Source organism: Micromonospora sp. NPDC018662 (assembly GCF_044391475.1).
In the GTDB taxonomy this organism is placed as follows: domain Bacteria; phylum Actinomycetota; class Actinomycetes; order Mycobacteriales; family Micromonosporaceae; genus Micromonospora.
In genome coordinates this window covers 17,365-39,826 of the sequence record NZ_JBISAC010000019.1, presented here as the reverse complement: position 1 = coordinate 39,826, position 22,462 = coordinate 17,365, and the positions used below count along the sequence as shown (strand labels likewise).

Here is a 22,462-nt window from a genome sequence, read left to right as displayed (position 1 = left end):
TCGGAATCCCGTCACCGTGTGGCGTCCGGTCCGGCAGCCGGATCAGGCGTGGGGAAGCAGCACGACCAGCGTCGCGTCGTCGTGCTGTTTGACCGGGCCCCGCCCGGGCCGTACCAGCAGTTCCGGGCGGCCGGTCTCGTGCCGGCGGACGGTGTCGATGACGGCGCGCGGACCGGACCGCTCGGCGATCCCGAACACCGTCGCCCAGCTGAGCGCGAAGAACTCGGTCAGCCGGGACACGCCGTCGGTGCAGAGCATCAGCCGGCGCAGCCCGGACCGGGCCGCCCGGCCGGTCACCGCCTCGGCCGCCGCCGCCGGATCGGTCGACGCCACCCAGAAGCCCCCCGGCCGGTTGCGGAGCCGGGCCACCGTGTGCCGGTCGTACGCCGGCAGGGTGTCGGTGCGGTCGTCGTGGACGACCGTGACGCCGTCCGCGTTCTCGAACACCACCGACGAGTCGCACAGCACCAGATAGTCCACCTGGTCACCCGTGGCCCGGACGACGGCGACCGTCGACGACGGACTGTACGGGTTGGACAGGTCGCAGCGACCACCGTGGCGACCGCGCAGCCGCTCGATGGCGGCGGACAGGACCTGGTCGAGCGGCGTCACCGGGCCGGCCGTCAACGCACCCACCAGGCAGTCGCCCAACTCCCGCACCAGCCAGGCCGGCCCGTGCACGCAGCCGGTGTCGAGGCCGGGCGGCTGGGTGACGCCGTCCAGCACGATCGCCCAGTCGGGCGACACCACGACGTGGTCCTCGTTGGGTCGGTCCGATCCGGGCGTGGTGGCGAAGGCGAAGTCCACGGCCACGCGGCCCGGTCAGCCGGCCGTGGTCTCCGCGATGGCCTCGCGGAACGCCTCCGAGCGGTGCTCGTAGTTGCGGAACCGGCCGTAGCTGGGCGCGGCCGGCGACAACAGCACGACTCCGCCGGCCGGGGTGATCTTCCGGGCCCGGCGCACCGCGTCGGACAGGTCGTCGACGATCTCGCACCGCACGCCCGGCAGCCCGGCCAGCGCCCCGACGATCCGCGGTCCGCTGTCCGGGATGCCGATCACGGTGATCTCCCGCTCGGCCAGGTGGTCGCGGAGCGGCGTGTAGTCCACCCCCCGGTCGTTGCCGCCCAGGATCACGGTCAGCGGCCGCCCGTCGTACGCGTCGATGGCGTGCATGGCCGCGTACGGGCTGGTGGCGAGCGTGTCGTCGACGAAGGTGAGCCCGGACGGGTCGGGGATCTCGGTGAGCCGGTGGGCGAGTCCCTGGAACTCCGCGACCGCGACGGCCAGCGTGTCCTTGTCCGCCGCCACGTCCACGCCGAGCACGTCGAGCACGGCGAGCGCGACGCAGAGGTTGCCCTCGTTGTGCCGGCCGACCAGCGGCAGCACCGCGCGCGGGAAGAGCGGCGTGTCCCGCAGGTGGAACCACTGCGTGCCGTCCGGGCCGGTCGCCACGTGGGTGGTGTCCGGCGAGCCGGCGCGGATCGCCGCCCGGTCGCCGAGTTCCGCGGCCAGCCGGGGATCCGCGCCGTTGACCACCACCGCGTGCGGGCCGTGCGCCAGCAGGTTCAGCTTGTCCCGGTAGTACTCCCGCTCCCCGCCGTGCGCGTCCAGGTGCTCCGGGAACAGCGCGGTGACCACGGAGATCCGCGGCGAGTCGGTCAGGTCGCTGCACTGGTAGCTGGAGAGCTCCAGCACGTAGAGCGGCGCGTCGGGCAGTTCCAGCGTCGGCACGCCGATGTTGCCGCCGAACACGTTCGGCCGGCCGACGGCGACCAGCAGGTGGCTGATCAGGCTGGAGGTGGTGCTTTTGCCCTTGCTACCGGTCACCCCGATGGTCCGGTCGGCGTGGTCGGCCATCCACAGCGCGGTGCCCTGGGTCACCGGGATGCCCCGGCGGCGCAGTTCGACCATCCACGGGTGGGTCTGCGGCACGCCGGGCGAACGGACCACCACGTCGGCGGCGGTGAGGGCGGCCAGGCCCTGCTCGCCGGTGACCAGCGGGGCGGCCTCCGCCAACGGCCCCTCCCAGGGCAGCGACAGGAAGTTGGCCCGGTCGTCCACCGCGACGAGACCGGCCGGACCGTGCGCGGCGACCGCTCGGGCGGCGGCCATGCCCTCACGCCCCGTACCCCAGATCGCCACAGAGCGTCCGCGCAGGTCAGACAGGCGCACGTCGAATCTCCTTGCTCACGTCCCGGTGGGTCCGGACTAGTATGACCTGTGCTTAACGGACAGCTCGGACGGATGGACGCCTTCACCTTCCCGTCGTACTCGATCGACTTCGCCACCGGTGAGGTCCTGTTCGACTACGCCCTGACCGGCCCCGACGGCGACCAGCGGTTCACCGAGGTGATCACGCTCCCGCTGCCCGCGGAGCCGGTCTCCGACGCCACCGCGGCGCGGCTGGCCCGCGTCCTGGAGCTGCTGCACGTGGTCGCCGGTGTCAGCTACTACAAGGCCGCCGCGCCACCCCGGCTGGTGCTGCCGGCGCCGCTGGGCGCCGCCGCCGTCGAGCTGGTCACCGCCGTCTACACCAAGGGCCTCGCCGAGTACGCGTACCGCAACGCGTTGCCGCACGTGCTCGCGTTGCGCCCGGAGGTGCCGGCCGGTTCCGTCGAGGCGGCCGAGCCGTGGGACAACTCCGACCGGCGTCCGCTGTCGGCGGTGGGCGGCGGCAAGGACTCCATCGTCACGCTGGAGGCGCTGCGTCGGGCCGGCCTGGACCCGGTGCCGTTCTCGGTCAACCCGAACCACGTGATCGTGTCGGTGAACGAGGCGTCCGGGCTGGTGCCGCTCGCCGCCCGGCGGCGACTCGACCCGGTGCTGTTCGAGCTGAACCGGGCCGGGGCCCGCAACGGGCACATCCCGGTCACCGCGATCAACTCGCTGATCGCGGTCGCCACCGCCGTGCTGCACGACCTCGGGCCGGTGGTGATGTCGAACGAGCGCTCCGCGTCCGATCCGAACCTGGTCTGGCAGGGCCACGAGATCAACCACCAGTGGTCCAAGGGCGTCGAGGCGGAAGGGTTGCTGCGGGCCGCGCTGGCCGAGCACGCCGGGCTCACCGAGCCGTACTTCTCGCTGCTGCGGTCCCTGTCCGAGCTGCACATCGCCCGGCTGTTCGCCGAGATCGACCGGTACGACGCGGTGGTGACCAGTTGCAACGCCGCGTTCAAGCTGCACGACGCGAGCGAGCGCTGGTGCCGGGACTGCCCGAAGTGCCGCTTCGTCTTCCTGGCCATGGCCCCGTTCATGCCCCGCGAGCGGCTCACCGGCATCTTCGGCGGTGACCTGCTGGCCGACGAGTCCCAGGTCCCCGGCTACCGGGAGCTGCTCGGCGTGGACGGGCACAAGCCGTTCGAGTGCGTCGGCGAGGTGGAGGAGTCGGTGGTCGCGCTGGGCCTGCTCGCGCAGCAGGACCAGTGGCGGGACGCCCCGGTGGTCCGCGCCCTGGTGGCGGCGCTGCCGGACGCCGCCTGGCAGGCCGCCGCGACCTCCGACGTCTTCACCCCCGCCGGCCCGAACCACGTCCCCGCCCCCTACGCCAAAACCCTCCAGTCCCTCACCTGACCCCCTCAATTGCCGTTGATCAAGGAGTTTGCGTCATCGCGGCGCGAATTTCTGACGCAAACTCCTTGATCAACTCGGGGCTAGGGGGTGCGGACGGCGTCCAGGGCCAGCAGGGCTACGTGCAGGGAGAGGCACTGCTCGACCGAGTCGAGGTCGGCGTCGAGGATGCGGCCGATCCGGGCCAGCCGCTCGTAGAAGGCCGGCCGGGACAGGTGGGCCGCCACGGCGCCCGCCGACTTGTTGCGGCCCTGTTCCAGGTACGCCCGCAACGTGCCGAGCAGTTGTTCCCGGGGATGCTGGGCGTCGTACGCCAGCAGCGGGCCGAGTTCCCGCTCGACGAACGTCTGCAACCGGGGCTCGTCCCGCAGCAGGTGCAGCAGGCCGGCCAGCCCGACGTGGGGCAGCCGGAAGCAGGGCAGGTCGCGCGGGTCCCGCCGGGCCGCCTCGGCGACCTGCCGCGCCTCGACCAGTGACCGGCGCGCCTCGCGCAGGCTGCCCACGCCGGAGCCGGCCGCGACGACGACCGCCGGGCGGGGGGCCGACGGTCGGGCCGGGGCGGCGTCGAGGCGTACCCGACGCAACGCGGCGGCGAACGCGGCGAGCGCCTTCTCCTCGGCGCCCGGGTCGGGCAGCGCCAGCAGCGCGCCCACCGCGTGGTCGTCGACGGCGCTGGTCAGCGCCGTCAGCTTGGCCTCGCGCACGGCCTGGCCGACCGCCTCGGCGAGGTCGCGGAGCCGGGCCGGGCCGGCCTCCGGGCCGACGGCTTCCAGCTCGCCGGCCGGGTCGTCGCTGCGGTGCCGGACCACCACGCCGACCAGGTGCCGGCGGTCCAGGGTGACGCCGAGCGCCTTGGCGCGCAGCGCCACCTCGTCCACCGGGCGGGAGTGGTCGATGAGCGCGGTCAGCAGCGTCCGGTGGATCTGCCGTTCCAGACCCTCGGCGTCGCGGCGGATGAGCCGGCCCAGGGCGAGCGTGGAGGCGGCCCGCTCGATCAGGATGGTGAGCCGGGTGGGCGGGGCGGCCTCGGTGGCCGGCCAGCGCAACAGCAGCCGACCCCAGTCCTGCCCGCGCGCGCCGACGGTGGTGACCAGCCAGCCGCTGTCCGGGTCGTACGCGGTGCGCCCGGCCGGCCGGATCCGGCGGGAGTGCTGCTCCCAGCCGTCCAGCAGCAGCTCCGCGTTCTCCCCCGCCGGGTCGTACGCGAGCACCTGCCGGGACAGGTTCTCCAGCACCACCGGGCAGCCGGCCAGCTCGGCGGCCTGCCGCAGCACCTCGGCCGGCTCGGCGCCCTCCACGGACAGCTCGGTGAACCGCTGGTGGATCTCCTCGGTGGCCCGCAGCTCGGTGAGCTGGGCGTCCACGATCAGCGCGTGCACCGCCTCGGTGATCCGCACGAACGGGGTGGCCCGGCGCAGCTCGACCAGGGGCAGCCCGCGCCGTTCGGCGGCGGCCGCCATCACCCGGGGCACGCCGCCGACGTAGCGGCGGCCCAGCTCGACGACCAGCCCGGAGACGCCGACGTCGGCCAGGTCGCCGACGAACGCGCGCAGCCCGGCGTCGTCGGCGGGCAGGCCGATGCCGGTGGTGAGCACCAGTTCGCCGCCGCCGAGCAGGGTGGCGATGTCCGGCACCTCGGTGACGTGCACCCACCGCACCGGGCGGTCCAGCCCGGCGTCGCCGGCGACCAGCCGCGGCGCGCCGTGGCGCACCGGCACCAGGGCGAGCACCTCACGCACGGTAGGGAACACGGGCGACACGCTACCCTGCGTCACCACCGATGCCGAAGTCCCGCCCCGGACCGGCGGCCCGTTCAGTCGACGCCGAACTCCATCGCGGCGCGGTCGAGCCACTCGTCCTCCGCCGAGGGGACGCCCCGGGAGGCGATGGCCTCCGCGCCGCCCTCGGGCATCGCGCCGATCAGGCCGGTCGAGGCGGCCTGCGCGGCGCCGACCATCCGCTGCGGGGCGGTGCCGCCGACCATGCCGAGCGAGGCGTACTGCTCCAGCTTGGCCCGCGAGTCGGCGATGTCCAGGTTACGCATGGTGAGCTGGCCGATCCGGTCCGACGGGCCGAACGCCGAGTCCTCGGTCCGCTCCATCGACAGCTTGTCCGGGTGGTAGCTGAACGCCGGGCCGGTGGTGTCCAGGATCGAGTAGTCCTCGCCCCGGCGCAGCCGCAGCGTCACCTCGCCGGTGACCGCGGTGCCGACCCAACGCTGCAACGACTCGCGCAGCATCAGCGCCTGCGGGTCGAGCCAGCGGCCCTCGTACATCAGCCGGCCGAGGCGGCGGCCCTCGGTGTGGTAGTTCGCCAGCGTGTCCTCGTTGTGGATGGCGTTGACCAGCCGCTCGTACGCGGCGTGCAGCAGCGCCATGCCGGGCGCCTCGTAGATGCCCCGGCTCTTCGCCTCGATGATCCGGTTCTCGATCTGGTCGGACATGCCCAGGCCGTGCCGGCCGCCGATGGCGTTGGCCTCCAGCACCAGGTCGACCGGGCTGCCGAACTCCTTGCCGTTGATCGTCACCGGGCGGCCCTGGTCGAAGCCGATCGTGACGTCCTCGGTGGGGATCTCGACCGCCGGGTCCCAGAACCGGACGCCCATGATCGGGCTGACCGTCTCGATGCCGGTGTCGAGGTGTTCGAGCGTCTTCGCCTCGTGGGTGGCGCCCCAGATGTTGGCGTCGGTGGAGTAGGCCTTCTCGGTGCTGTCCCGGTAGGGCAGGTCGCGGTCGAGCAGCCACTCCGACATCTCCTTGCGCCCACCCAGCTCGGTGACGAAGTCGGTGTCCAGCCACGGCTTGTAGATGCGGAGCTGCGGGTTGGCCAGCAGGCCGTACCGGTAGAACCGCTCGATGTCGTTGCCCTTGAACGTCGAGCCGTCGCCCCAGATCTGGACGTCGTCGGCGACCATCGCCCGCACCAGCAGCGTGCCGGTGACGGCCCGGCCGAGCGGCGTGGTGTTGAAGTAGGCCCGCCCGCCCGAGCGGATGTGGAAGGCCCCGCAGGTCAGCGCCGCGAGACCTTCCTCGACCAGGGCGGCGCGGCAGTCGACGAGCCGGGCGATCTCGGCGCCGTAGCTCAGCGCGCGGCCGGGCACCGAGGCGATGTCGGGCTCGTCGTACTGGCCGATGTCGGCGGTGTAGGCGCAGGGCACGGCGCCCTTGTCGCGCATCCACGCGACCGCGACCGAGGTGTCGAGGCCGCCGGAGAAGGCGATGCCGACACGTTCACCGGTGGGCAGGGAGGTGAGAACCTTGGACACAGGAAGATTATGCACCAAGCCGCATGGTCATGCAAGCGACAGTCACATCGGGTCGTCGCGCCCCAGTTCCCAGCAGGCCACCGCCGTGGCGGCGGCGACATTCAGCGAATCCACGCCCCGGCGCATCGGGATCACCACGCGGACGTCGCTGGCGGCCATCGCCGCCGGGGTCAGCCCGGCCCCCTCCGCGCCCAGCAGCAGCGCCGCCCGGGCCCGCTGGTCGTCGGTGAGCCGCTGGATCGGCACCGCGTCCGGCGCCGGCGTCAGCGCCAGCACCGTGAAACCCGCCGCCCGCACCTCGTCCAGGCCCGTCGGCCAGCGCTCCAGCTTCGCGTACGGCACCGCGAACACCTCGCCCATGCTGACCCGGACGCTGCGTCGGTAGAGCGGATCGGCGCAGGTCGGCGACAGCAGCACGGCGTCCACCCCGAGCGCCGCCACGGCCCGGAAGATCGCGCCCAGGTTGGTGTGGTTGTTGACGTCCTCCAGGATCACCACCCGCCGGGCAGCGGCCAGCACCTCGGCGGCCGGCGGCAACGGCCGGCGGTGGAACGACGCGAGCACCCCCCGGTGCACGTGGAAGCCGGTGGTCCGCCGGAGCACCTCGGCGGTGGCGGCGTACACCGGGACGTCGCCGGTGTCGAGGTCGGCGAGCTGGTCCGCCCGCTTCGACTCGACCAGGTACGACCGGGCCGGGTAGCCGGCCCGCAGCGCCCGCCGCAGCACCAGCTCCCCCTCGGCGATGAACAACCCGTGCGGGGGCTCCCAGCGGGTCCGCAGCTCCACGTCGGTCAACGCGCGGTAGTCGGCGATCCGGTCGTCGTCGGGGTCGGTGATCTCGTGGACGGGCACCTCACGGATTCTGCCTGGTGTCCCGGCCCACCCCGGCGCGGGTCGGGTTTCCGCCGCCCGAGGCGGGGAACGGAGCCGGGGAAGCGGACACCGACGGAGGGACCACCACGATGGGCGCGGACCACCCCGACGACGGCGCGCTGCCCCGCGACGCCACCGTCGCCGACCAGATCGTGGCCCGGCTCGCCGAGTGGGGCGTGCACCGCTACTACGGCTATCCCGGGGACGGCATCAACGGCATGACCTCGGCGCTGCAACGCGCCGAGGGACGCGCCCGGTTCATCCAGGTACGCCACGAGGAGACCGCCGGTTTCGCGGCCGGCGCGCACGTCAAGTACGGCGGCGGCCCGCTCGGCTGCGTGGTGGTCACCAGCGGCCCGGGCGCCATCCACGCGCTCAACGGCCTCTACGACGCCAAGCTCGACCACCAGCCGGTGGTGGCGCTGCTCGGGCACACCGCGCTGCCCGCCGAGGGCGGCGGCTACTACCAGGAGGTGGACCTGCTCTCGCTCTACAAGGACGTGGCCGGCGACTTCCTGGCCCAGCTCGACGACCCCTCCCAGACCCGGCACCTGGTGGACCGGGCCTGCCGCACGGCCCTCGCGCGGCGTACCGTGACCGCCCTGGTCCTCCCCGCCGACGTGCAGGACGAACCGGCGGTGCCGCACCCGCCGCACGCGCACGGCTATTACCACACCAGCGCGGTGCCGAGCAGCCCGCCGACCGTGCCGCCGGCCGCCGACGTCCGCCGGGCGGCGGAGGTGCTGCGCGGCGGCGAGCGGGTGGCGATGCTGGTCGGGCAGGGCGCGCTCGGCGCCGAGAACGAGGTACGCCGGATCGCCGACCGGCTCGGCGCCGGGGTGACCACCGCGCTGCTCGGCTTCGCCGCCGTGGACCACCGACAGCCCTGGGTCACCGGCGCGATCGGTCTGCTCGGCACGCGCCCGAGCTGGCAGCTCATGCAGGAGTGCGACCGGCTGCTGATCGTCGGCAGCCAGATGCCGTACTCGGAGTTCTATCCGCCGGAGGGCCAGGCCCGGGCGGTGCAGATCGACAGGGACGGCACCCGGATGGGGTTGCGCTACCCGACCGAGGTGAACCTGACCGGCGACGCCGGCCCGACGCTGCGCGCCCTCCTGGACGAGCTGGGCCCCGGCCCGGCGCCGACCGCCTGGCGGGCCACCATCGCCGACGCCACCGGCAAGTGGCGGGCCGCGCAGCGCGAGGTGGCCGCGCAGCCCGCCGACCCGGTGAACCCGCAGTCGCTGTTCGTCGCGCTCGACGACGCGCTCCCCGACGACGCCATGCTCGCCGTGGACTGCGGCACCGCCACCGCCTGGTACGCCCGGCACCTGCGGGTCCGCCCCGGCATGCTGGCCAGCCTCTCCGGCACGCTGCTGTCCATGGGCGGCGGCCTGCCGTACGCGCTGGCGGCGAAGTTCGCCCACCCGGACCGCCCGGTGATCGCGCTGCTCGGCGACGGGGCGATGCAGATGAACGGCGTCAACGAGCTGATCACGGTGGCGAAGTACTGGCGGGAGTGGGCCGACCCGCGCTTCGTGGTGCTGGTGCTCAACAACCGGGACCTGTCGTTCGTGAGCTGGGAGCAGCGTTCCGGCGAGGGCACGCCGAGGTTCCCGGACAGCCAGGACCTGCCGGACGTGGCGTACCACAGGTGGGCGGAGGTGCTGGGGCTCGGCGGCGAGCTGGTCGACGCGCCCGAGCAGGTGCCCGGCCTGTGGCCACGGGTGCTCGACGCCGACCGGCCGGTGGTGGTCAACGCGGTGGTCGACCCGGCCGAGCTGATGCTGCCGCCGCACTTCACCGCCGAGCAGGCCCGCAAGACGGCCGCCGCGCTGCTGCGCGGGGACAGCGACCGGGCCGGCATCCTGCGTCGCGGCGTGCCCGCCACGGTGGCCACCTACCGGCCGCGCCGGCGCGGTCGCTGACCGACCGGGCCCCGTCCGTCACGCCCGCTCGTAGCGCAGCAGCACCGCGCGACCGTCGAACGGGCGCGTCTCGACCAGCCGGAGTTCCTGGCGGGCGAGGTCGGGCAGCACCTGTTTCCCGCCGCCGAGCACCACCGGGTGCACGATGACCTGGTACTCGTCGACCAGCCCGTGCGCGGCCAGCGCCGTCGCCGCGCCGGTCCCGCCGGTGACCAGCAGGTCACCGTCGTGCGCGGCGCGCAGCTCGGCCAGCTCCGCCGCCAGGTCGCCGCCGACGACCCGGGCGCCGTGTTCGGCGTCGGCGAGCGTGCGGGACACGACCACCTTCGGGGTACGCCGCCAGATCGGCGCGAACGCCAGGTCGTGCGGGTGGTCCGAGATCGACTCGACGCGCGGCCAGTAGGAGGCCATCAGCTCCCACACCCGCCGTCCGTAGACGAACGCCGCGGCCCGCTCGGACAACCCGATCGAGTACGCGGACAGCTCCGCCCCCATCGCCGGCCAGTCGAACTCGCCCTTCGGCCCCTCGATGAAACCGTCGACCGACACGTGTACCCAGTAGACGACCTTGCCCATGCTGTGCTCCTCCGCGTCACCGGACGCGCCCGAGCGGCCCGCCCTCCCCGTCGGGTCGGAGCCGCCACCCGAATCCCGACACCCCACCGCCTCCCGTTTGCGCTGATTCACGGAAAGCGTGGCCATCGGAGTGCGGATGGGCCCGCTTTCCGTGAATCAGTGCGGGGGTGGGGGTGGCGGGGTCAGTTGCGGTTCTGGAGCCAGCGGAGGAGGTCGGCGGGGAGGTTGCGGTTGTCCTCGCGAGGCGGGGTGGGCTGCTCGGGTTGCGGGCGCGGCTGCGGGCGCTGCGGGTTGCCGGCCAGTTCGCGGCTCGGCGCGGTGAAGTCCTTCACCGGCTGGCCGGCGACCGCCGCCTTGATGGTCCGGGCCACCGCGTCGATCACCTTCGTCTGCACCGCGGAGCCGACCAGGTCGGTCGCGTCGTCCGGGTTGGCCGCGATGCCGGCCACCGCCACCTGCGGGGTGAACCCGACGAACGTCTCGGTGGCGTTCCGCTCCGAGCTGCCCGTCTTGCCGGCCACCGGCCGGCCGACGATGCCGTCGACACCGGTGGCGGTGCCGCCGTTGCACTGCCCGTACGCCGACTGCTGGCCCACCGGGCAGCGGGCCGCGTCGGTGGCCGCCCGGGCCACGTCGGGTTCGAGCACCTTCTTGCAGTTCGGCTGTCCCACGTCGACCGCGTCCCCGTCGGGCGCGGTGACCGACACGACCGGCAACGGCGTGCAGTAGGTGCCCTCGGCGGCCACCGTCGCGTACGCGTTGGCCAGGTCGAGCGGGGTGGTGGCGGCCACGCCGAGCGTGAACGCGCCCCAGTTGGCGGCGTCGTTCCGGGCGAACGCGGCGTCGGAGTCGGCCCGGAACGTGATGCCCAGGCGCTGCGCCATCTCCACCACCTTGTCCTCGCCGACCTGCTCGGCCAGCCAGACGAAGTACGTGTTGACGGAGCGGCCGAAGCCGTCCCACATCATCCGGTAGCCGTCCATCCACTCCGGGTTGGCGTTGGCCGGGCACCACGTGCCGTCGCAGTTGCCCTCGGCGTCGGAGGCGTACCGGGTGGGCAGCTTGGCCGGCGCGTCGAAGCCGGTGGCGAGCGGCTTGCCGGCCTCCAGCGCGGCCAGCATGGTGAACAGCTTGAACGTCGAACCGGCCTGGTAGCCGTCCACGCTCGCGCCGCCGGAGATCAGCGGGTTGACCGTGTTCGGGTGGTTGGCCTGCCCGCCCGGGTTGTCGGCCAGGCTGTAGTGCCGGTTGACCGCCATGGCGAGCACCCGGCCGGTGCCCGGCTCGACCGCCGCGATCGGCAGCGCGCGCTTGTCGTCGTACCCGTAGACCTTGGTGGCCTGCGCCTGCGCGGTCTGCTGGATCTTGGGGTCGAGCGTGGTGACCACCCGGTAGCCGCCGCGGCGCAGCGCCTGCTCGCGCTCGTCGGCGGTGTCGCCGAACGCCGGCTGGGTGAGCCACCACTGGCGCAGGTAGTCGCAGAAGAAGCCCCAGTCGTCGTGGCCCTGCGCGGTCGCGGTGCAGCCGTTGGGCTGGGCGGTCGGGCGCAGCCTCAGCGGCTCGGCCTTGGCCGCCGCCGCCTGCGTGGCGGTGATCGCGCCGGTCTCGGCCATCGAGTCGAGCACGTACGCCCGGCGGGCCAGCGCCGCGTCCTTGTCACCGTCGATCGGGCTGTACTCGTCGGGCGACTGGACCAGGCCGGCGAGCAGCGCCGCCTCGCCGAGCGTCAGGTCGGCCGGCGCCTTGCCGAAGTAGCGCTGGCTCGCGGCGGCGACGCCGTACGCGCCGGAGCCGAAGTACGCGATGTTGAGGTAGCGGTTGAGGATCTCGTCCTTGGACAGCGACTGCTCCAGCGCGTTCGCGTACCGGATCTCCTGGAGCTTGCGCCCGACGGTCTGCTCGGTGGCGGCCTGCCGCTCCTCGGCGGTGCGGGTCGGGTCGGTCTTGAGCACGTTGCGGACGTACTGCATGGTCAGCGTGGAGCCGCCCTGCTCGGTGCCGCCGCCCTTGACGTTGGCGACCAGCGCGCGGGCGATCCCGCGCAGGTCGGCGCCGCCGTGCGAGTAGAACCGCCGGTCCTCGGCCGAGATGATCGCCTGGCGCATCACCGGCGCGATCTCGGCCAGCGGCACGTCGGTGCGGTTCACGTCGTAGAACGTGGTGATCAGCGTCGTGCCGTCGTTGGCGTAGAGGTAGGAGCGCTGCGGCTGCGCGGGCGTGCGCAGCGCGTCGGGCAGCTCCGCGTACGCCCCGAGGCTCGCCTTGGCGACGAACCCGCCGAGCAGGCCGGTCGGGAGCGCGGCGAGCGCCAGGACGAGCCCGGCGAGCAGGCCGGCGAGCAGCACGGTGAACAGCCGCGACAGCGGCGACCGGGGAGACGGCATGACGCCAAGGATTGCCACGAAAGCCGCCTACCGGCCACCCCGTCAGGCAACTGTCAGTTACCTCACGGCGACTGTCCAGCTCCGGCGGCACCCGGGAACCGGTCATCCGGCGGCAAGCGGGCCGTCCGGTGACGCGGGTGGGGCGGCGACGCTGGCGGTGGCCGCGTCACGGGCGATGGTCTCGGGCACCAGGCGACCGCTGCGGTAGCCGATGCCGATGCCGGCCACCAGCACGAAGATCGCGCCGAACGTCTGCAACGAGCCGATCAGCGCCCCGCCGAGGCCGAGCAGCGGCGCGGCGATCATCAACATGGTCCCGTCGCCGTAGGAGAACATCCCGGACCGGGCCACCGACCAGCCGGTGAGGAACCAGCCCACGCTGTAGCAGGTGGCCCCGAACAGCACGATGCCGCGCGCGGTCAGCCCGAACACCGGCGTCTGCTCGGCCAGCCCGGCGAACGGCAGCATCAGCACCATGCCGCCGATGCTGGCCAGCAACCCGGCCAGCGCGACCCGGCGGCAGCGGGTGGCGGCGAGCAGGCCGGTGAGCGCGAGCAGGGCGAGCAGCCCGAGCCAGACCGACGCCACCCAGCCGACCAGGTAGAGCGGCCGGCCGTCGGCCGGGTAGGGGTCGTTGCCCACCCCGCCGTCGCTGGCCATCGCCACCACGCCGTAGAGGACCGCGTACGCCGGGAGCAGCCAGACCGCCGCGCGGGCGAACCGCCGGACGGACCAGGCCCAGCTCGCGTCCGTGGCCGGGGCCCCCGGCCCCGGTTCGGAGACGAACGGCAGGACCCCGAAACCCCCTCCGGTTCGCCGGGAGCCGAGCGGTCCGCCGGGGTCGTGCGCGCCGGGGACCGGGGTACGGGAGAAGAGCCGGTTCGCCGGTTCCTTCATGCGTCACCTCGCTCGCGCCACGGGTGGCCCGGGATGCGCAACGGCGCCCCGGCCCTGGTCACCACCCGTCCTTCAGACCGATGGTGGCAGGCGCCGGGGCGCCGGATGAGCGATTCTCGGATTTGCCGGTCAGCCCCGTTCGCGCTGGTCCGCCGGGTCGTTGAGCAGGGAGTCCGGCGCCACCGGCTCCGGGGCCGGCAGGCCCTTCGCGGTGGTGCCGCCGGTGGCCTGCGCCTCGGCCACGCGCACCTCGTCGTGGATCTCCTGGGCGGCGACGGCCGCGGCCTGGGCCGCCTCGGCGGCCTCCCGCTCGACCTCGCTGGCGGTCCGGGCGGCCTCCGGCGACGGCTGGTCGCCGACCATGTTCGCCAGCCCGCCCAGCGCGCCGCCCATGCCCTCCAGGGCCCGGGTCAACTCGGTCGGGACGATCCACACCTTGTTGGCCGTGCCGTTGGCGATCTGCGGCAGCGCCTGCAGGTATTGGTAGGCGAGCACCTTCTGGCTCGGGTTGGCGGTGTGGATCGCGTCGAAGACGGTCCGGATGGCCTTGGCCTGGCCCTCCGCCTGCAGGATCCGGGCCTGCCGGTCACCGTCGGCGCGCAGCACCGCGGCCTGCTTCTCACCCTCGGCGGTGAGGATCTGGGACTGCTTGTGCCCCTCGGCGTTGAGGATGGCGGCCCGGCGGTCCCGCTCGGCGCGCATCTGCTTCTCCATCGAGTCGCGGATGCTCGGCGGCGGCTCGATCGCCTTGATCTCGACCCGGGTCACCTTGATGCCCCAGCGGCCGGTGGTCTCGTCCAGCACGCCGGACAGGTGCCTGTTGATCTCCTCGCGGCTGGTCAGCGCGCGCTCCAGGTCCAGCGAGCCGATCACGTTCCGCAGCGTGGTGACGGTGAGCTGCTCGATCGCCTGGAGGAAGTTGGAGATCTCGTAGGTGGCCCGGACCGAGTCGACCACCTTGAAGTAGAGCACCGTGTCGATCGAGACGACCAGGTTGTCCGAGGTGATCACCGGCTGCGGCGGGAAGCTGACCACCTGCTCGCGCATGTCGACCTTGGTGCGCACCGCGTCGACGAACGGCACCAGCAGGTTCAGGCCGGGGCTCAGGGTGCGCTTGTACTTGCCGAGCCGCTCCACCACGTCCTGGCGCTGCTGCGGCACGATCCGCACCGCCTTGGCCAGCGTGACCACCACGATCAGCGCCACGGCGATCAATAGGATCGCTGCAAACTCCATATCTTCACCCTCTCGCTTCGGGCAGCTCGCCCGGGGCGGAAATGTCGTCCTGCCAGACCAGGGCGGTCGCGCCCCGGACCTTTATCACCTGCACCCGCTGGCCGACGGCGTACGTCTGCGTCGCGTCGAACGAACGGGCCGTCCACAGCTCGCCATCGATCTTGACCATGCCCCGGTCGGCGTCCACCGGCTCCAGGACCACCGCGCTGGACCCCTCGATGGCCTCGACGCCGAACGGCTGCTCGCCGGCCTCCAACGCGGACCGGGCGTTCCGGCGGATCGCCGGCCGGGCCAGCGCCAGGGACAGCGCCGACACCACCGCGAAGATCACCGCCTGGAGCGCCACCGGCGCGCCGAGCGCGGCGGCGCCGGCCGCGGCGAACGCCCCGACCCCGAACATGATCAGGAAGAGCGTCGTCGTGAAGATCTCGGCGACCGCTAATACCACACCCAGAACGATCCAGAACACGGCGTCCACGTGACCAATCGTGACACGTCAAGGCACGTGTCATCGAACTGTCATGATCGCTACGCTGGGCCGGCCGTACCGGCGACGAGGAGGACGACATGGCTCTGCTGCCGGAGACCGCACGCCAGGTGGACCTGCTGGTCGCCCGCGCCCAGGCGGACGGGCGCGGGCCGTCGGTCGCCCTCGGCGTGATCCGTGACGGCGAGCTGGCCCACCTGGCGGTCGCCGGCGGGCAGCCCCACCCCCACGCCGACCTGCAGTACCGGATCGGCTCGATCACCAAGACCATGACCGCGGTGCTGGTGATGCAGCAGCGCGACGCCGGGCGGCTGGCCCTGGACGACCCGCTCGACGAACACCTGCCCGGCACCCCGGTGGGCGCGCTCACCGTGCGCCACCTGCTCGGGCACGCCAGTGGGCTGCAACGCGAGCCGGACGGCGAATGGTGGGAGCGCACCGAGGGCACCGACCTGGACACGCTGCTCGCCGGGCTGACGCCGGACAAGATCGCTTACCCGCCGCACCGGGTCTACCACTACTCCAACCTGGCGTACGGGCTGCTCGGCGGCGCGCTGGAACGGATCACCGGCACGCCATGGCGCGTGTTGCTGACCGAACGGCTGCTGGCCCCGCTCGGCATGCGTCGCACCACCGTCCACCCGGTCGAGCCGTACGCCCGCGGCTACGTCGTACACCCCTGGCACCAGACGCTGCGGGAGGAGCCGCTGACCGACACCGGGGCGATGGCGCCGGCCGGGCAGCTCTGGTCGACCGTCGAGGACCTGGCCCGCTGGGCGGCGTTCCTCGCCGACCCGGACCCGGCGCTGCTCGACCCGGCGACGCTGACCGAGATGTGCGTCCCGGTGGCGATCAGCGACCTGGACTCGTGGACCGCCGGCCACGGCCTCGGCGTGGAGCTCTACCGGGTCGGCGACCGGGTGTACGTGGGCCACGGCGGCTCGATGCCCGGCTTCGTCGCCGGCCTGGTCGTGCACCGTCCCACCCGGACCGCGGTGGTGGACTTCGCCAACGCGTACGGGCTGCGCGGGCACCACGTCGTGGGGATGGCCCGGGACGTGCTCACCCGGGTGCTCGACGCCGAGCCGTCCCTGCCCGCTCCGTGGCGGCCGGCCGCTCCCCCCACCGCCGAAGCGGCCGAGCTGGCCGGCCGCTGGTGGTGGATGGGCCTCGAGTACGAGTTCCGCGCCAACCCGGCCGGTGACCTGGTGGGCGGGCCGATGGGTGGTCCGCCGCTCCGCTTCACCCCGGAGGGCCCGGACCGCTGGCGGGGCCGGTCCGGCACGCAGGACGGAGAGATCCTCACCGTCGTCCGCGACTCCGCCGGTGCGGCGGTCGCGCTCGACATCGCCACCTTCGTCCTCACCCGCACCCCCGACCAGACCCCCTGACCCCGGGCGCCTACCAACTTGAGGGCGTGGACGGGTCAGGGGTGACCCGTCCACGCCATCAACTTCGTAGCGCCCCGCAAGACCTCACCCACGACTGCGGAACCGAGCCGCGGACACGGCACCCGACGGGCCGGGGGCGACCGTGACCGGCGCAGGGATCAAGCCTGACCGCCCGGAGCCGGGCACGGTCGCCCCCGGCCCTCAACCGCAACCCCTCACCCGGGCGAGGTGACGAAATCGATCAACCGCTCCATCGCGTTGATCAGCGGCGTCTCCACGTCCGCGAAACTGTCCACCCGGGACAGGATCCGCCGCCACATGTCGGCCGGCTCGGCCACCCCGAGCGCGGCGCAGACGCCCTCCTTCCAGGGCTGTCCGGGCGGCACCACCGGCCACGCCGCGATGCCCAGCGCCGCCGGCCGCACCGCCTGCCACACGTCGACGTAGGGGTGACCGGTGACCAGCACGTGCGGCGAGGTCACCCGGGCCACGATCCGGCTCTCCTTGGAGCCGGGGACGAGATGGTCGACCAGCACCCCGAGCCGCCGGGCCGGGCCGGGCGCGAACGCGCGCACCTCGTCGGCGAGCGCGTCGATGCCGTCGAGCGGCTCCACCACCACGCCCTCGATCCGCAGGTCGTCGCCCCAGATCCGCTCCACCAGCGCGGCGTCGTGCACGCCCTCCACCCAGATCCGGCTGGCCTTGGCGACCTGCGCCCGTACGCCGTCCACGGCGACCGAGCCGGAGGCGGTGCGGCGCCGGGCGGCCGGGACCGGGGCGCGCGCCGGGCGGCGCAGCGTCACCGGCTGGCCGTCGAGCAGGAACGCGGCGGGCCGCAGCGGGAAGTTGCGTCGCCGCCCGTGCCGGTCCTCCAGCACCACGGCGCCGGAGTCGAAGCCGACCACCGCGCCGCAGAACCCGGAGTCGGCGTCCTCGACCACCAGGTCGGGCTCGGCGTCGACCTCGGGGGTCACCTTCCGCCTCCGCCAGTCGCCCGCCAGCACGTCCCCGTCGTATCGCCCCGCCATGGCGATCACGCTAGCCACCGGGCCGGTGTGTCGCCCGCCGACGCGCCGGTCCGGGCACCGCCCGACGGCACGAAACGGTGCGAACGGGGTAGTTGGGGGCAGGCCACACCACCGGAGCGGCAGCCGAGACAGCAGCGGCGGCTACCACGTACCCTTTCCGCATGTCCTCCCCCGCAACGGGCGCGGCCACGCTGGCTGCGCGCCGGTCGAGCCGGTTCGTCGCCTGGGTACGCGCCTGGCGCGCCGGCCTGGTGCCGTTCGACGAGGTCGCCGACGCCATCGCCGGCGACGAGGAGCACCTCGTCGCGGACGCGCCCGGCACCTGGACCGACGTGTCGCTGCGGGAGGCGCTGCCCAGCCTGGCCAAGCACTCCCCGGACGAGATCCGCCTGGTCCTGCCCGCGCCGGGCGACCCGCGCGGGCTGCCCGGCCCCGGCGCGTTCGCCGGGGCGGCGCTGCTGGCCGGCGAGGCGGTGGTGGCCAGCGGGCTCGGGCTGGTGCCCGAGGTCCGCACGCACACCTCCGGCTCCGGGATGACCTGGGAGACGGTGCTGTGGCGGGTCCACGCACTGCCGCCGGACGCGCCGAAGGCGTCCCTGACCGCGCCGGGCGCGGCGGAGGCCGAGGCCGAACTGGCCACCGCGCTGGCCGAGACGACCGCGGCCCTGACCCGGCTGGACGTCGCCCAGTGGCGGCCCGAGCTGGCCGGCGCGCTCGCGGCCCTGCGCCGCCCCGACGGCGCCACCGACCTGCCGCCCGGCTTCGACCCGCGGTCCCGCCGCCTGTTCGCCCGCGCCGCCGTGCTGGACCGGGTGCTCGCCCTGGCCGGCGAGAGCGCTCCGGGCGGCGCGGTGAACACCTACGAGGCGCAGCAGCGGGACGCGGCGCTGCGACCGCTGACCACCGCCTGCCGGCAGGCCCTGGTGGCCGCCTGCAACGCCCCGCTGCGGCTCTGACAGGGCCCGCGCCCCGGCTCAGACCTCGTCGATCAGGTCGGCCACCGAGTCGACGATCCGGGACGGCCGGTACGGGTACCGCTCGGCCTCGGCCCGGGTGCTGATGCCGGTGAGCACCAGGATCGTCTCCAGTCCCGCCTCCAGCCCGCACAGGATGTCGGTGTCCATCCGGTCACCGATCATCGCGGTGGACTCCGAGTGGGCGTCGATGGTGTTCAACGCGGAGCGCATCATCATCGGGTTGGGCTTGCCGACGAAGTAGGGTTCCACGCCCGTCGCCTTGGAGATCATCGCGGCCACCGAGCCGGCCGCCGGCAGCGCGCCCTCAACCGAGGGGCCGGTGGCGTCCGGGTTGGTGCAGATGAACCGCGCACCGTCGTCGATCAGCCGGATCGCCTTGGTGATCGCCTCGAAGCTGTAGGTGCGGGTCTCCCCCAGCACCACGTAGTCCGGGGCGAAGTCGCTGAGCACGTACCCCACCGCGTGCAGCGCCGTGGTCAGGCCGGCCTCACCGATCACGTACGCCGTCCCGCCCGGCCGCTGGTCGGCCAGGAACTGGGCGGTCGCCAGCGCGGACGACCAGATCGCCTCCTCCGGCACGTCCAGCCCCATCCGGGCCAGCCGGGCCTGGAGATCGCGCGGGGTGTAGATGGAGTTGTTCGTGAGCACCAGGAACGGCTTGCCGGAGGCGCGCAGCTTCCGCACGAACTCCGGGGCGCCGGGCACCGGCTGCCCCTCGTGCACCAGCACACCGTCCATGTCGGTGAGCCAGCTCTGCACCGGCTTGCGGTCATGCATCGTGTCGTCCCCAGGGGTGTCGGTGGTCGATCGGGCTCAGGGCCGGCGGGCGGCGGGCACGCAGCACAGCGCCGGGCAGGTGTCCCAGGCCGGCAGCTCGCCCAGCCGGCGACGCGACCGCTCCCCGTCGGCGGCGGTGCGCTCGGCCACCAGCTCGCGGACCATCGCCACGAACCGCGGGTCGGTGCCCGGGGTGCCGGCCCGGACGAAGTCCAGACCGAGCTGCTTGGCCGTCTCCAACGCCTCGGTGTCCAGGTCCCACACCACCTCCAGGTGGTCGGAGACGAAGCCGATCGGGCTCACCACCACCCCGGTCACGCCCTGCTCGGCCAGGCTGGTCAGGTGGTCGTTGATGTCCGGTTCCAGCCACGGCACCTGCGGCGGGCCGGACCGGCTCTGCCAGACCAGGTCGTACGGCAGGTCGGGCGCGGCCGCGGCGTGCACCAGCCGGGCGGTCTCCTCGAGCTGGGCGGTGTACCGGCCGCCGTGCGGGCCGGCGGTGGCCGCCGCCGAGGCCGGGATCGAGTGCGCGGTGAACACCAGCCGGGTGCTGTCCCGCTTCGCCGGGTCGAGCTGGGCCAGCGCGGCGCGGACCGCGTCGGCGTGCGGCTCGACGAAGCCGGGATGGTCCCAGAACTGACGCAGCTTCTCGATCAGCGGCGCGTCCGCGCCGACCGCGGCCCGCGCGGTGGCGATGTCCTCCTGGTACTGCCGGCAGGAGGAGTAGCCGCCGTACGCGCTGGTGACGAACGCCAACGCGCGGGTGACCCCGTCGTCGCGCATCTGCGCCACCGTGTCGGCGAGCATCGGGTCCCAGTTGCGGTTGCCCCAGTAGACCGGGAGGTCGACGCCGTTGGCGGCGAAGTCCGCCCGGATCGCCGCCAGCAGGTCCCGGCACTGCTGGTTGATCGGGGACACGCCGCCGAAGTGCAGGTAGTGCTCGGCGACCTCGGCCAGCCGCTCCGGCGGCACCCCCCGGCCCCGGGTCACGTTCTGCAGGAAGGGAAGAACGTCCTCGGGCCGCTCCGGGCCACCGAAGGAGACCAGCACCAACGCGTCGTACGCCATGGCCCCTATTCTTCCCCGCCCGCCGTGACGCCCGTGCGACGCCCCCTGCTCAGCGCGGTAACGCCCCGGCGCCGAATGTTAGGAGGGGCCCCTTCTTATGCAGAATGCGTTAAGAAGGGGCCCCGCCTTTCACGCTAGGCGCCGATGGCGTGGTAGCCGCCGTCGACGTGCACGATCTCGCCGGTGGTGGCCGGGAACCAGTCGGACAGCAGCGCCAGGCAGGCCCGGGCGGCCGGCTCCTGGTCGGCGAGGTCCCAGCCCAGCGGCGCGCGCTCGGACCAGGCGTCCTCGAACTGGGCGAACCCGGGGATCGACTTGGCGGCCATGGTGCGCAGCGGGCCGGCGGCGACCAGGTTGCTGCGGATGCCCTGCTTGCCCAGGTGCAACGCCAGGTAGCGGGAGGCGGACTCCAGCCCGGCCTTGGCCACGCCCATCCAGTCGTAGACCGGCCAGGCCTTGGTGGCGTCGAAGGTGAGGCCCACCACGGCGCCGCCGGCGGACATCAGCGGCAGCGCCGCCATGGCGAGAGACTTGTAGGAGAACGTGGAGACCTGCAACGCGGTCGCCACGTCGGCCCACGGCGCGTCGAGGAATCCGCCGCCGAGGCAGCTCTGCGGCGCGAACCCGATCGAGTGCACCACGCCGTCCAGGCCGTCGACGTGCTCGCGCACCTTGTCGGCCAGGCCGGCCAGGTGCTCGTCGTTGCTGACGTCCAGCTCGATCACCGGCGCCGGCTCGGGCAGCCGCTTGGCGATCCGCTCCACCAGGGAGAGGCGGCCGAAGCCGGTGAGCACGACCTGGGCGCCGTTCTCCTGGGCGAGCTTCGCCACGGAGAACGCGATCGAGGCGTCGGTGATGACGCCGGTGACCAGCAGCCGCTTACCGGCCAGGAGTCCGGACATTGCGCAGTTCCTCCGTGCTCTCGTGAGTCAGTGGCCCATGCCCAGGCCGCCGTCGACCGGGATGACGGCGCCGGAGACGTAGCCGGCCGCGTCCGAGGCGAGCCAGGTGACCACGGCGGCCACCTCCTCCGGCTCGGCGAACCGGCCGGCCGGGATGGCCTTGCGGTATTCGGTGCGGCGCTCCTCGGGCAGCGCCGCGGTCATGTCGGTGTCGATGAAGCCGGGTGCCACCACGTTCGCGGTGATGTTCCGGCCACCCAGCTCACGGGTGATCGAGCGGGCCACCCCGACCAGGCCGGCCTTGCTCGCGGCGTAGTTGACCTGGCCGGCGCCGCCGTACAGGCCGACCACCGAGGAAATGAAGATCATCCGACCCCACTTCGCCCGGAGCATCTTCGTCGAGGCCCGCTTGGCGACCCGGAACGAGCCGGTCAGGTTGGTGTCGAGCACCCGGGTGAACTGCTCGTCGGACATCCGCATGATCAGCGTGTCGTCGGTGATGCCGGCGTTGGCGACCAGCACCTCGACCGGGCCCAGCTCGGCCTCCACCGCGGCGAACGCGGCGTCCACCGACGCGGCGTCGGTCACGTCGCACCGCACCCCGAACAGCCCCTCCGGCGCGTCCCCGCTCCGGTGGGTCACCGCCACGCGGTCGCCCTGCTTGGCGAAGGCCTGCGCGATGGCCAGACCGATTCCGCGGTTTCCGCCGGTCACCAGCACGGTACGGGCCACGGGTCCCCCTCTGCTCACCTGATCTCCCGGTCGGTGGCGAGCCTAGGGGTTACCGACAGGTAAGCGCTAACCCCCGCAGGTCACGGGCGAGGTTGGCGCATCGGGGCGTCCACCGTTCGACCGAGCGCGCGGTCCGCGCACCCCCGGTGTACGATGATCGCTGTCTGCGGGCCGGTCTGCGCCCGCGCTCCGGGCCCCACCGACCGCTGGAGGTGATCGCTGTGCGAGATAGCGATCCTCCCAGTCGTGGCCGGGCCCACCGTCAGCCCCGCTGAGCCACGGCTCGGTCGACGCGGCTGACCCGCTTCCCGCCCTCCGCACCGCATCCGCTCCCCGGCGACCGCCGCCGGGGGTGGCCCTGCCGCGCGGCGGAG

Annotated in this window: 19 protein-coding genes; 4 read left to right on the top strand and 15 right to left on the bottom strand. The window is 73.6% G+C overall.

The features are described 5' to 3' along the window. Window positions 1–42: 42 nt before the first annotated feature. Window positions 43–813: a protein phosphatase 2C domain-containing protein gene (locus ACH495_RS31010; RefSeq protein WP_396861266.1), complete on the bottom strand. Its 771-nt coding sequence runs from the start codon at window positions 811–813 to the stop codon at window positions 43–45. A 9-nt stretch (window positions 814–822) separates the two neighbouring features. Beyond that, window positions 823–2,172 carry a UDP-N-acetylmuramoyl-L-alanine--D-glutamate ligase gene (gene murD, locus ACH495_RS31005; RefSeq protein WP_396861265.1) on the bottom strand — a complete coding sequence of 450 codons (1,350 nt, stop codon included), beginning with the start codon at window positions 2,170–2,172 and terminating at the stop codon, window positions 823–825. 48 nt (window positions 2,173–2,220) lie between these two features. On the opposite strand from murD, the gene ACH495_RS31000 reads away from it, so the two are divergent. Next, the gene (locus ACH495_RS31000) at window positions 2,221–3,570 is read left to right on the top strand and encodes a hypothetical protein (RefSeq protein ID WP_396861264.1); all 1,350 of its coding nucleotides are present in this window, start codon (window positions 2,221–2,223) and stop codon (window positions 3,568–3,570) included. A gap of 80 nt (window positions 3,571–3,650) precedes the next feature. Here ACH495_RS31000 and ACH495_RS30995 read toward each other — a convergent pair whose 3' ends face one another. From ACH495_RS30995 to ACH495_RS30985, 3 genes are read right to left on the bottom strand one after another with little or no spacing between them, the layout of a single operon-like run. Beyond that, window positions 3,651–5,327, bottom strand: a complete 1,677-nt coding sequence (locus ACH495_RS30995; protein ID WP_396861263.1) for a PucR family transcriptional regulator — start codon at window positions 5,325–5,327, stop codon at window positions 3,651–3,653. Between the two features lie 53 nt (window positions 5,328–5,380). Then, entirely contained in the window at window positions 5,381–6,832 is a 1,452-nt protein-coding gene (gene argG / locus ACH495_RS30990; RefSeq protein ID WP_396861262.1) for an argininosuccinate synthase, read from the bottom strand. A 42-nt stretch (window positions 6,833–6,874) separates the two neighbouring features. Continuing rightward, window positions 6,875–7,684, bottom strand: coding sequence for a TrmH family RNA methyltransferase (locus ACH495_RS30985; protein WP_396861261.1), 810 nt, complete (start codon window positions 7,682–7,684; stop codon window positions 6,875–6,877). A gap of 110 nt (window positions 7,685–7,794) precedes the next feature. Here ACH495_RS30985 and ACH495_RS30980 point away from each other — a divergent pair, with 110 nt between their 5' ends. Continuing rightward, window positions 7,795–9,633 (top strand): thiamine pyrophosphate-requiring protein, encoded by a 1,839-nt coding sequence (locus tag ACH495_RS30980; RefSeq protein WP_396861260.1) that lies wholly within the window; start codon window positions 7,795–7,797, stop codon window positions 9,631–9,633. Between the two features lie 18 nt (window positions 9,634–9,651). On the opposite strand, the gene ACH495_RS30975 is transcribed toward ACH495_RS30980, so the two are convergent. The 5 genes from ACH495_RS30975 to ACH495_RS30955 form a co-directional block, all read right to left on the bottom strand. Then, entirely contained in the window at window positions 9,652–10,209 is a 558-nt protein-coding gene (locus tag ACH495_RS30975; protein ID WP_396861259.1) for a dihydrofolate reductase family protein, read from the bottom strand. Between the two features lie 182 nt (window positions 10,210–10,391). Continuing rightward, the gene (locus tag ACH495_RS30970; RefSeq protein ID WP_396861258.1) at window positions 10,392–12,593 is read right to left on the bottom strand and encodes a transglycosylase domain-containing protein; all 2,202 of its coding nucleotides are present in this window, start codon (window positions 12,591–12,593) and stop codon (window positions 10,392–10,394) included. Window positions 12,594–12,695: 102 nt separating this feature from the next. Beyond that, window positions 12,696–13,490, bottom strand: coding sequence for a hypothetical protein (locus ACH495_RS30965; protein WP_396861257.1), 795 nt, complete (start codon window positions 13,488–13,490; stop codon window positions 12,696–12,698). A gap of 129 nt (window positions 13,491–13,619) precedes the next feature. Further along, window positions 13,620–14,726 carry an SPFH domain-containing protein gene (locus tag ACH495_RS30960; RefSeq protein WP_396861256.1) on the bottom strand — a complete coding sequence of 369 codons (1,107 nt, stop codon included), beginning with the start codon at window positions 14,724–14,726 and terminating at the stop codon, window positions 13,620–13,622. Between the two features lie 4 nt (window positions 14,727–14,730). After that, window positions 14,731–15,204 (bottom strand): NfeD family protein, encoded by a 474-nt coding sequence (locus ACH495_RS30955; protein WP_396861255.1) that lies wholly within the window; start codon window positions 15,202–15,204, stop codon window positions 14,731–14,733. Between the two features lie 89 nt (window positions 15,205–15,293). On the opposite strand from ACH495_RS30955, the gene ACH495_RS30950 reads away from it, so the two are divergent. Beyond that, complete coding sequence (locus tag ACH495_RS30950; protein ID WP_396861254.1) at window positions 15,294–16,604, top strand: serine hydrolase domain-containing protein; 1,311 nt, start codon at window positions 15,294–15,296, stop codon at window positions 16,602–16,604. A gap of 215 nt (window positions 16,605–16,819) precedes the next feature. Here ACH495_RS30950 and ACH495_RS30945 read toward each other — a convergent pair whose 3' ends face one another. Then, on the bottom strand, window positions 16,820–17,632 hold the full coding sequence (locus ACH495_RS30945; RefSeq protein ID WP_396861253.1) for a DUF3097 domain-containing protein: 813 nt from the start codon (window positions 17,630–17,632) through the stop codon (window positions 16,820–16,822). Window positions 17,633–17,793: 161 nt separating this feature from the next. On the opposite strand from ACH495_RS30945, the gene ACH495_RS30940 reads away from it, so the two are divergent. Then, complete coding sequence (locus tag ACH495_RS30940; RefSeq protein WP_396861252.1) at window positions 17,794–18,588, top strand: hypothetical protein; 795 nt, start codon at window positions 17,794–17,796, stop codon at window positions 18,586–18,588. Between the two features lie 18 nt (window positions 18,589–18,606). Here ACH495_RS30940 and ACH495_RS30935 read toward each other — a convergent pair whose 3' ends face one another. From ACH495_RS30935 to fabG, 4 genes are all read right to left on the bottom strand, one after another. After that, the gene (locus ACH495_RS30935; protein WP_396861251.1) at window positions 18,607–19,386 is read right to left on the bottom strand and encodes an HAD-IIA family hydrolase; all 780 of its coding nucleotides are present in this window, start codon (window positions 19,384–19,386) and stop codon (window positions 18,607–18,609) included. Between the two features lie 36 nt (window positions 19,387–19,422). Further along, the gene (locus ACH495_RS30930) at window positions 19,423–20,454 is read right to left on the bottom strand and encodes a ferrochelatase (RefSeq protein WP_396861250.1); all 1,032 of its coding nucleotides are present in this window, start codon (window positions 20,452–20,454) and stop codon (window positions 19,423–19,425) included. A gap of 134 nt (window positions 20,455–20,588) precedes the next feature. After that, the gene (gene fabI / locus ACH495_RS30925) at window positions 20,589–21,356 is read right to left on the bottom strand and encodes an enoyl-ACP reductase FabI (RefSeq protein WP_396861249.1); all 768 of its coding nucleotides are present in this window, start codon (window positions 21,354–21,356) and stop codon (window positions 20,589–20,591) included. 27 nt (window positions 21,357–21,383) lie between these two features. Continuing rightward, window positions 21,384–22,088, bottom strand: coding sequence for a 3-oxoacyl-ACP reductase FabG (gene fabG / locus ACH495_RS30920; protein WP_396861289.1), 705 nt, complete (start codon window positions 22,086–22,088; stop codon window positions 21,384–21,386). Window positions 22,089–22,462: the final 374 nt, after the last annotated feature.

Bases quoted from the DNA above. Each gene is read 5' to 3' on its own strand.
- ACH495_RS30980 (WP_396861260.1), top strand. From the start codon at position 7,795: ATGGGCGCGGACCACCCCGACGACGGCGCGCTGCCCCGCGACGCCACC.
- ACH495_RS30960 (WP_396861256.1), bottom strand. From the start codon at position 14,726: ATGGAGTTTGCAGCGATCCTATTGATCGCCGTGGCGCTGATCGTGGTG.
- ACH495_RS30950 (WP_396861254.1), top strand. From the start codon at position 15,294: ATGGCTCTGCTGCCGGAGACCGCACGCCAGGTGGACCTGCTGGTCGCC.
- ACH495_RS30940 (WP_396861252.1), top strand. From the start codon at position 17,794: ATGTCCTCCCCCGCAACGGGCGCGGCCACGCTGGCTGCGCGCCGGTCG.
- ACH495_RS30930 (WP_396861250.1), bottom strand. From the start codon at position 20,454: ATGGCGTACGACGCGTTGGTGCTGGTCTCCTTCGGTGGCCCGGAGCGG.
- ACH495_RS30975 (WP_396861259.1), bottom strand. From the start codon at position 10,209: ATGGGCAAGGTCGTCTACTGGGTACACGTGTCGGTCGACGGTTTCATC.
- ACH495_RS30935 (WP_396861251.1), bottom strand. From the start codon at position 19,386: ATGCATGACCGCAAGCCGGTGCAGAGCTGGCTCACCGACATGGACGGT.
- fabI (WP_396861249.1), bottom strand. From the start codon at position 21,356: ATGTCCGGACTCCTGGCCGGTAAGCGGCTGCTGGTCACCGGCGTCATC.
- ACH495_RS30970 (WP_396861258.1), bottom strand. From the start codon at position 12,593: ATGCCGTCTCCCCGGTCGCCGCTGTCGCGGCTGTTCACCGTGCTGCTC.
- ACH495_RS30965 (WP_396861257.1), bottom strand. From the start codon at position 13,490: ATGAAGGAACCGGCGAACCGGCTCTTCTCCCGTACCCCGGTCCCCGGC.
- ACH495_RS30945 (WP_396861253.1), bottom strand. From the start codon at position 17,632: ATGGCGGGGCGATACGACGGGGACGTGCTGGCGGGCGACTGGCGGAGG.